The organism is Lacisediminihabitans sp. (assembly GCF_036569425.1).
Lineage (GTDB): Bacteria > Actinomycetota > Actinomycetes > Actinomycetales > Microbacteriaceae > Lacisediminihabitans.
Genome location: NZ_DATCQQ010000077.1, coordinates 39,388 through 48,225, shown reverse-complemented (window position 1 = coordinate 48,225; position 8,838 = coordinate 39,388). Strand labels below are relative to the sequence as shown.

8 protein-coding genes and 1 tRNA gene are annotated in these 8,838 nt (G+C 68.7%); 3 read left to right on the top strand and 6 right to left on the bottom strand.

Translation table 11 applies throughout. The annotated features are described in order from the left end of the window. Positions 1–121: 121 nt before the first annotated feature. The 4 genes from VIM54_RS13575 to galU all read right to left on the bottom strand — a co-directional run bounded on the left by VIM54_RS13575 (position 122) and on the right by galU (position 3,008). A tRNA-Ala gene (locus tag VIM54_RS13575) sits at positions 122–197 on the bottom strand. Between the two features lie 226 nt (positions 198–423). Continuing rightward, on the bottom strand, positions 424–1,338 hold the full coding sequence (locus VIM54_RS13570) for a hypothetical protein (protein WP_331902090.1): 915 nt from the start codon (positions 1,336–1,338) through the stop codon (positions 424–426). A 38-nt stretch (positions 1,339–1,376) separates the two neighbouring features. After that, a complete protein-coding gene (locus tag VIM54_RS13565; RefSeq protein WP_349257504.1) occupies positions 1,377–2,042 on the bottom strand; it encodes a GNAT family protein in 666 nt (221 codons plus the stop codon). Positions 2,043–2,114: 72 nt separating this feature from the next. Then, positions 2,115–3,008: a UTP--glucose-1-phosphate uridylyltransferase GalU gene (gene galU, locus VIM54_RS13560; RefSeq protein WP_331902086.1), complete on the bottom strand. Its 894-nt coding sequence runs from the start codon at positions 3,006–3,008 to the stop codon at positions 2,115–2,117. Positions 3,009–3,074: 66 nt separating this feature from the next. Between galU and VIM54_RS13555 the strand changes: the two genes are divergently transcribed. Genes VIM54_RS13555 through mscL form a run of 3 tightly spaced genes read left to right on the top strand, consistent with a single transcriptional unit; the run spans position 3,075 to position 4,523 of the window. Beyond that, complete coding sequence (locus tag VIM54_RS13555) at positions 3,075–3,653, top strand: 5-formyltetrahydrofolate cyclo-ligase (protein ID WP_331902084.1); 579 nt, start codon at positions 3,075–3,077, stop codon at positions 3,651–3,653. Positions 3,654–3,691: 38 nt separating this feature from the next. Further along, on the top strand, positions 3,692–4,048 hold the full coding sequence (locus VIM54_RS13550; RefSeq protein ID WP_331902082.1) for an FmdB family zinc ribbon protein: 357 nt from the start codon (positions 3,692–3,694) through the stop codon (positions 4,046–4,048). A gap of 28 nt (positions 4,049–4,076) precedes the next feature. Then, positions 4,077–4,523, top strand: coding sequence for a large conductance mechanosensitive channel protein MscL (gene mscL, locus VIM54_RS13545; RefSeq protein WP_331902080.1), 447 nt, complete (start codon positions 4,077–4,079; stop codon positions 4,521–4,523). Positions 4,524–4,800: 277 nt separating this feature from the next. Here the strand turns inward: mscL and VIM54_RS13540 are convergent, their stop codons facing one another. Both VIM54_RS13540 and VIM54_RS13535 read right to left on the bottom strand, forming a co-directional pair. Further along, positions 4,801–5,046, bottom strand: coding sequence for a hypothetical protein (locus VIM54_RS13540; protein WP_331902079.1), 246 nt, complete (start codon positions 5,044–5,046; stop codon positions 4,801–4,803). 3 nt (positions 5,047–5,049) lie between these two features. Beyond that, positions 5,050–8,805 carry an AAA family ATPase gene (locus VIM54_RS13535; protein WP_414673228.1) on the bottom strand — a complete coding sequence of 1,252 codons (3,756 nt, stop codon included), beginning with the start codon at positions 8,803–8,805 and terminating at the stop codon, positions 5,050–5,052. Between the last annotated feature and the right edge of the window lie 33 nt (positions 8,806–8,838).

The following is an 8,838-nucleotide window of genomic DNA, read 5'->3' as shown; positions in this document are numbered from 1 at the left end:
GAAGACCCGTGGGCGCAGTATGCCCTCTGGCGAAGCCAGGAGCTCGCGCTGCGCGGGTAGGGCGAAATGACGAAGAAACCCCACCCAGACTGTCGTCTGTGTGGGGTTCTCGGCACCTGTCTGGTGGACCCTAGGAGATTCGAACTCCTGACCTCCTCGATGCGAACGAGGCGCGCTACCAACTGCGCCAAGGGCCCTAGTGCGTAGCTACGTTATCACTTTCCGGCGCGCCGCCGAGACACCAGCACCCCGCCGACACGCGTTTCTCCGGAGGTCATCGCGCCCGCGGGGCATTGCCCGCCGAGCGAGCCCGCCAACTCGGGCCTGCCCGGCATCCGGTCTCCCGCTCTCGCCGAAACCTCCGGAGAAACGCGTGTTGGCGAGCAGTGCGTGCGAGCAGTGCGTGGCGAGCGGCCGGGCCGATCAGCCGGCAGCGGCCGTGCGACGGCGGCGCAGCACGGCGTCGATGTCTGTCGTAGCCGCCTGCTGTTCGTCGATGATGCCCATGCGCGAAAAACGGCTCGGAGCGGACGCGGCGCGGATCGGCGTCACCTCCGGAGCCTGGTGCGCCTCGCGCAGCGCGCGTTCCGCGTCGGCCGCGGCCTGCCGCAGTTCGGCCGCCGCCTCGAGCGAGGTGGCGAGTGAACGCTCCGCGACCGGCATGGTCGCGTAGAGCGGCTTCGGAACGGGCACCGGGGTCCAGGTCGACCGCACAGGCACCGCGGGAATGACCACTCGGCGCTGGACCTCCTGCACGACGGGCGGCCGGGACCGGATGGTGCGGGCCAGTTCGAGGCGCGCGCGACCGACCGCGGCCATCTGGCCGAGCATCGCGAGGCTGCCTGCCGACACGAGACCGCCGGCGGCGAGCAGCAGCCAGGCGCCGGTCGCGAGCAGTTGCGCAACACCGACTCCGACGGCGGCGAAGGAGGCGAAGAGAATGAGGGAGGTGATGGCCCGGGAACGGCGCAGTCGTCGGGAGGAACTCGAGGAGAGCGTGACGTCCGCGGCGATGGCAGGCTGGGACTCGGCGAGGCGCCTGGCCGCTGCACGCGCGGCCGCGGCATCCTGAGCACTCGCGACGGCCGCCTGCCGTTCCATCTCCTTCTTGAGCAGCCGCTCCTGCTGGGCGGCGCTGCGGGCCGAGAATTCGGCCCTCACCTCGGTCGGCACCTCCGCCGTCTCGGCCATGATGCGCAGGGTCTGCTGGAGGCGGATCGCGTTGCGTTCCGTGGCCAGGTATTCGCGCCGACGCAGCCAGGTGGGCACGAGATAGACGAGCCAGAGCAGCGCGGCGGCCGCGATGATCATGCTCGATCCGAACCCGTCTGCTCCCATACCCATACGCTACGAGGGCGGCGGGCGAATCGCGCCGATTAGCGAGGGTGTGTTCCGGGCAGAAGTGCGGCATCCCGATCCGCCTGGGGCACCGTGCCGGCGCCCGCCGGAACCCGCCCGTCCCGCCAGCGCCGCAGCACCCCGGACGGAACCTCCTCCGCGACGAGGGCGAAACAGAAGTGATCGCGCCAGTCACCGTTGATGTGGATGTACCGCCGACGCAGCCCCTCGTAGCGGAAGCCGAGCTTCTCCACCACGCGCAGACTCGGGCCGTTCTCCGGCCGGATGCAGATCTCCATGCGGTGCAGTCCCACCTGGAAGAACGAGTGGTCGGTGGCGAGGGCCACCGCCGTGGGGGTGATGCCGAGGCCGGCGAAGCGCTCGGACACCCAGTAGCCGACCGAGGCGGATGACAGCGAACCGTAGGTGATGCTCGAGACGTTCAACTGGCCGGCGAGCTCGCCGTCGTACTCGATCACGAACGGCAGCCCGAAGCCGGCTCGCGCGTTCGCCTGCAGGCTGCGGATGCTCGACCGCACGTCAAAACTCATCGCGCCGTGCGGATTGGTCGCCTCCCACTTGCGCAGCCAGCCCCGGTTGTCGAGCAGTTCCCGCTCGATCGCCCGGGCATCCCGAAGGCGAATCGGGCGAATCGCCACGTTGCCCTCACGGAGCGTAGGTATCGGCGTCGCCACGGTCACCATTCTAGAGGCTGGCCGCATCGGGGCCCGAGCCGCCCGAGCCGCCCGGGATGCCGGGCGGCCGGGCGCCGGCGACTACTTCAGGTCCTTGGCGAACTCCTTGAGCCACGGACGAAGGTCCGGCCCGAGGTCGTCACGCTCGACGGCGAGCTGCACGATCGCCTTGATGTAGTCGAGGCGGTCACCCGTGTCGTAGCGGCGGCCGCGGAAAACGACGCCGTAGACGCCGCCGGCGATGCTGGGATTGGCCGCGAGGGTTTCGAGCGCATCCGTCAACTGGATCTCGCCGCCCTTGCCTGGCTTCGTGTGCTCGAGGATGTCGAAGATCTCCGGCTGCAGAACGTAACGACCGATGATCGCGTAGTTCGACGGCGCGTTCTCCTTGGTCGGCTTCTCCACGAGACCGGTCACGCGCACGACGTCGTCAGTCTCGGTCGCCTCGATCGTCGCGACACCGTACATGTGCACGACGGACGGGTCCACCTCGAGCAGCGCGACGATGGTCGCGTTGCGCAGGCCCTGCTCCTCGATCATGCGCGCGAGCAGCACGTCGCGGTCGTCGATGATGTCGTCGCCGAGCAGTACGGCGAACGGCTCGTGGCCGACGTGCATCCTGGCGCGGAGCACCGCGTGACCGAGCCCCTTCGGGTCGCCCTGGCGCACATAGTGCACCTCGGCGAGGTCCGTCGCGTAGTTGACCTTGCGCAGGCGCTCGATGTCGCCCTTCTGCAGCAGGGTGGCCTCGAGTTCGCCGACACGGTCGAAATGGTTCTCGAGAGCGTTCTTGTTGCGGCCCGTGATCATGAGAACATCGGTGAGTCCCGCGGCAACGGCCTCTTCCACCACATACTGGATGGCCGGCTTGTCTACCACGGGAAGCATTTCCTTCGGCATGGCTTTGGTCGCGGGCAGGAATCGTGTTCCGAGGCCCGCTGCGGGAATGACTGCTTTAGTGATCTTGAACGACATGTGGACAAGGCTAACCTGTGCCCGTTTCGGGGGGGTTAACAAACGACACACACTTAGGATGTGAGCATGAGCGGTGACGTTGGCCACCATAAGCGGGCCATGAGGGCCGAGATTCGCGAGCATCGGCGCATCATGACCGCGACCGAGCGAGAGCGGTCGACGACGGAGCTGAGTCGGCACCTGATCGAGCTCGCGACGAGCCTCGAGGTGAAGACGCTCGCCGCGTACCTTCCCTCGAACGACGAGCCGAACATCCGGCCGTTCCTCAACTGGGCGTCCGAGCACGGCGTGCGCATCCTCTTCCCGATTTCCCGCGACGACGGCCTGCTCGACTGGACGGTCGGCGACGGAGAGACCGAGACCGAGGGGCTCTTCGGAATGCCGGAGCCCGTCGGAGAGTTGTTAAGTCCATTCGCCATTAATGACGTCGACCTGATCATCGTGCCGGCCGCGTGCGTAGACCGAACGGGAATGCGCATGGGCTGGGGACGCGGATACTTCGACCGCACGCTCGGATCGATGGAGAAGTGCCCACCGGTCTATGCTGTGATCTTCGACCGGGAACTTGTCGACTCAGTGCCCAGCGAGGTGCACGACAAGCGCGTGGACGGTGTTGTCACACCGAACGCCCTCGTCACTTTTTGACTTTCACCCCCACTACCGCTTACCGCACGGAGGACCGCGTGCCCACCTATTCGTATCGCTGCGCGAGCTGCGACCACGCTTTCGACCAGTACCAGGCGTTCACCGACGACTCGCTCACCGTGTGCCCCCACTGCCACGAACCGCAGCTGCGCAAGGTCTTCAACTCGATCGGCGTGACCTTCAACGGCACCGGCTTCTACCGCAACGACGCCCGCGCCGATGCGAAGTCCGCCGCGAAGTCCAGCGCGAAGTCCGCCGCGAATGGCGCCTCCGGCGAATCCTCTGGCGGCTCGGCGACGAAGTCCGACACCAAGTCCGAACCGAAATCGAAGCCCGACTCGGCCCCGTCAACGCCGGCGAAAGCCCCGGCCGCGGTATCCTCAAGCGCCAGCTAGCCCAGCTCGTCGCTGAAGGAGTCACTCAATGCTCAAGGGGTTCAGAGAGTTCATCCTGCGCGGCAACGTCATCGACCTCGCGGTCGCCGTCGTCATCGGCGCCGCCTTTACCGGCATCGTCAACGCGATCGTCAACAGCGTCTTCAACCCGGCGATCGGCGCGCTGTTCAACGCGAAGTCGCTCGAGGAGGCCCTGCCGGTCACGATCCCGACCACCGGCGGCGGCACGGCGACCCTGCATTTCGGTGCGGTCATCGCGGCCGTCATCCAGTTCCTGCTCGTGGCGATCGTGGTCTACTTCGCTCTCATCGTGCCGATCAACTACCTCAAGCGGGTGTCGTTCCGCAAGAAGCAGGAGGAGCCCACCGCTGACGAGGAAGTTCCGCCCACCGAACTCGAGCTTCTCGGCGAGATTCGGGACCTGCTCGCCACGAGTCCGGCATCGAGCGGCGCACACTCCCTGCCCACCGAGTAGCGCGGTCCGCGGCGGCACCGCCGGGAGTCCGCGCGCCCGCCCCCTTCCCGCCCTGCCCTGCCCTGCCCCTGCCCTGCCCTGCAACTCAACCGTCAGTAACTGCTCGCCGGCGGGCCCCAGCCAGCACCTACCGACGGACGAGTGGAAACCGGCCCGCCCACCCCAACTCAACCGTCACTAACCGCTCGCCGGCGGACCCCAGCCAGCACCTACCGACGGCCGAGTGGGATGCCAAGCCGAGGCGAGGTGAGCCGAGGTGAGGTGAGGTGAGGCCGGGTCAGCCCCAGTGCGGCGGCTTGTCGACCTTCAGCCGTTCGTCGTTCTCGCCCTCGGCGTGTCGCTTCGGCTCGCTCGGCGGGTTCGGGTCCACACCGGGCACCGGCTTGGTGGTGACCCGGCGTCGCGTGCGCGCGGGCTTGCCAGGGGCGGGCTCGGTGCCACCGGAACCGGTCGCCCCTGCGCTGGTCGCCCCTGCGCTGGTCGACTCGGCGCCGGTCGACTCGGCGCCGATCACTTCGGGCACCGGTCAGCCCCGCGCGGCGACGATCGGGATCGGCTCGGTCTTGGGCGCCGAGTCCAGGCCGAGCATCGTGACGATGCGGTCGGCGACGGCATCCGGTTCGCTGAAGAGCTCGAACGCGTGCACGCGAAGGTAGTGCCAGCCGAGTCGACGCAGCATCTCGGGGCGCAGGCGCAGCGACTCGCGCAGGCTCGAACCCTGGAGCACGGTGTCGGTTTCGATCGTGAGGCACATTCCCTGGTGCGACGCCACGAGGCCGAGCTTGCCACGATGGCCGAGGGCCACGCGCAGCCCGCGAACCTGCAGACGGCGCGCCAGGTCGACGAGCATCGGTTCGCTGTCGTCGGGAACCGGCTGGATCGTGCTGCGGGCGCTCACGTCGGCGAGGATCTCCGCGAGGGCGACCGCGCCGTACTGCATGCGGCCCTCGTCGATGTCCTGCGGTTCGAAGCAGGTCACGATCACCATGGACCGGCGCGCCCTCGTCATCGCCACGGCGAGGAGTCGTTCGCCGCCCGGCCGCCCGAGGGCGCCGAAGTCGCTCAACACGCGCCCGTGCGGGGTGCGGCCGTAGCCGATCGAGAGGATCACCCGGTCGCGGCTCTGGGCGACCGCCTGCTCGATCGTCATGACGGCGAAGGGCTCCGCCCGGTCGCCGAGCACGAACTCGCTCACCTCCGGGCGCCCGACGGTCGCGGCGAGCACCGCCTGCTGCACGCGAACCGCGTGACGCGCGCTCGCGGTGATGATCATGAGCGACTCGTGCGGGCGGATCGTGGCGTGCTCGATCACGAGCTCGACCGCACGGTTGACCTCGGCGTCGACGCTCTCCACTCCCCCGGACTCCGGATCGGGCATGCCCGAGCCGTCCGCGACGAAGTCGAGTCGGATGCTGTTGTGGCCGAGGAAGCTTCCGGCCCAGGGGAAGGACTCGATCTTGCCGGCGTAGAAGCGGCGGTTGACGAGCTCGGCGAGGTCCTCGCCGCCGGCGCGGTAGCTGCGGGTGAGGGCCAGGGTCGGCAGGAGGGTGCCCAGTCGGGCGAGCGCCGACTCGGCATGAAGCTCGTCGAGTGCGGCGGCGACGTCGTCGACCTGCTCGTCCTCGGCATCCGCGAGGGCGATGGAGAACTGCGCCGGAGTCTGGGTCACCGGGTCACCGAAGGCCACGGTCTGCTTTCCGCGACGGATCGCCGCGACGTTCTCGGCGAGCGTGGTGGCGCCGGAATCGACGAGGATCACGGTGTCGAAGTGCAGCGTGTCGGTGATCTGCGCCACCTCGTACGGCGACGCGAGCCAGACCGGTGCGACCGTGCGCGACAGGTGCGGGGCCGCCTCCTGCAGGGCGCGGGCATCCATGCGGTCGGTGCGAAGCGCGGTCTTCAGCTCCGCCGCCTCGTCCGGCCAGTCGACCAGGCCGATGCTCCAGCTCTCGGCGAGCTGCCAGGCGAGCAACTGGGCACTGCCGGCCGCGTGCGCCTCATCGACGAGCCGGAAGTCCGCCTCGAGCCGGTCGAGCACCGAGGTGTTGGCGTTGAGCAGCGCCCGGTCGGTCTCGAGAAGGGATTCGAGCGCAGACTGCCACCAGGCGAGTTCGAGCTCGGCGGCCACCTGCTCCTCCGGAACGTGCCGGGAGGCGAGATCCTCGAGCAGCGGGTCGAGCTGCAGGTCGCGCAGCGTGGTGCGCAGGTGCGCACGCTCCTGCAGGTTGTGCAGAACATCCGAATCGGCGGCGAGGCCGGCGATCCGCTCGACGAGAACGTGGATGGGCAGGTACACGAGCTGCGTCTCGCGCGTCACCGCGCCGAGCGGCTCGTCGAGGAAGGTCAGGTCCTGCGCCACCTGCTGGTACGCGACCTGCACGTCCGCGATTCCGACCGGCACCTCGGGGGTAACCCCGGCGGCGACGAAACGCTGCCACAGGATGCGCTGCTGCTGGATGCGCACGAGGGCCTCGTTGAGGTCGCCGACGTGCACGCCGGGGCGCACGTATTCACGGGCGAGCTTCTTGAGCCGACGCCGGTTCGCGCCGGACATCTCCGGGGAGTCCTTGCGGGATGACGTGGCGGCGATGAGCTCGCTGAGCGAACGGTCGAAGACCACCGGCTGGAACTTGTCCAGAGTGTCGCGGATGTCGATGAGCAGGCGCAGGTAGACGCCCAGCTCGTTGATCGACTCGAACGGCCGCATCCGCGTGCCGGAGATGAGCTCGTTGGCGCGTTCGAGCAGACGCGGCAGCTCGGTGTGGTGCAACTGCTGCGCGATGCCGTGCGCACGGGTGGCCGCCTCGCTCGAGGAGAAGGTGGCGCCGTACCATGGCGAATCGCCAGGACCGTACTTGAACTCGCCGAGCGTGGCCGCCTCGACCATGGCGGTCGCGGCACGTGAACGGTCGTCCGCCATGAGCTCGACCGACTGGCGGGAGAGGCGGGCGGTCGTCGCGGGAGGCGTCGGCAGGAGGGCCAGCCGGGAGAGCTCGGTGAGGCAGTCGAGCACGGACACGCGCAGCGCGGGGTCACGGCGGGCGACGGCGCCGCGGTAGTCGAGCAGAACCTTGCGCAGGCGCACGAGGGCGTCATCCACCTCCGCGACCTGGGGCGCCTTCGCCTTCTCATTGCGGCCGATCGACCGGATGAGGTCGCGGCGCAGGGTGGCCGGAGACACCGCGATGCCCGCGAGGCCGATGTCGCCGAGGCGCCGGGCGATGCCGGTGAGGGAGGAGCGGCGAGCGCTGACCACCAGCACACGCTTGTTCTGGTTCACGAGGCAGCCGAGCGCGTTCACAATCGTCTGGGTGGCGCCGGTGCCGGGAAGCGTCTTGACCACCACGGAGTTGCCGGCGGCGATCTGGGCGATCACGTTCTCCTGCTCAGCGTCCGCGTCGAGCAGCAGGGTGTCCGTCTCCGGGGTGCGCTGGTCGGGATTCTGCGGTTCGACCGGTGCGTAGCTCTCCTCTATCGTCCACTTTGCAGAGGGGTTGCCGGCGAGCGCGTCGAGGATGGGGTGCTCGAGGTCGGCGGAATCCACCACCATCGCCGTGCCCACGTCGGCGAACGACGAGACCACGAGTCGCGGCTGCACGTTGAACCAGTCCAGGTGGGAGGTGAGGCCGCGCAGCCGGTCGATCACCGGATTCGGCTTGAACGATCCGTCTTCCTCGGCGAGCGCCACGAAGGCGCCGGTGTCGAGTTCGATCTGGAACTGCTCAGCGAGGGCCTTCGCGAGCGCCGGGTTCAGGAACGGCGCCCCCTTGAGCTTCACCTCGAAGTCGCTGCCGTAGCGCCGGATGGCCAGCGGACGCAGCAAGACCGGGGCGCGGTACTCGACGCCGCCGAGCTTCCAGTCGGCGATTCCGATGCCCAGGTGGATGGAGTCGATGCCGCGGGCCGTGGCGAGTTCGAGGCCCTTCGCCGCGATCTCGCCCGCGGCGAGCTTGGCCGCGCGCAGGGCGACATCGTCGCGGATGAGACTCGAGAGAAGGGTGCTCTTGCCGGTAATGAACTGGGCAAGGCCGCCGGGATGCGTCGCCCCGAGTTCGATGCGGGTGCGGGGCGAATCCACGAAGTGCAGCAGCGGCGACGGGCCGCCCACCGTCGCGAGTTCGGTGCGCCACTCGTGCCACACCGGCTCGGCGACGTTGGCGAGCACGTAGTTCGGGTCACCGAAGGTCAAGGCATGGGGGGCGGTCACTTGCAGCTCCACGCGGGCACGGTCATCGCCAGGCTCGTCGAAGAGATCGTCCTGAGGTCTATTAGCACGCCACACACCGTTACCTTAAGCGTGCAACCCGGCAAAGCC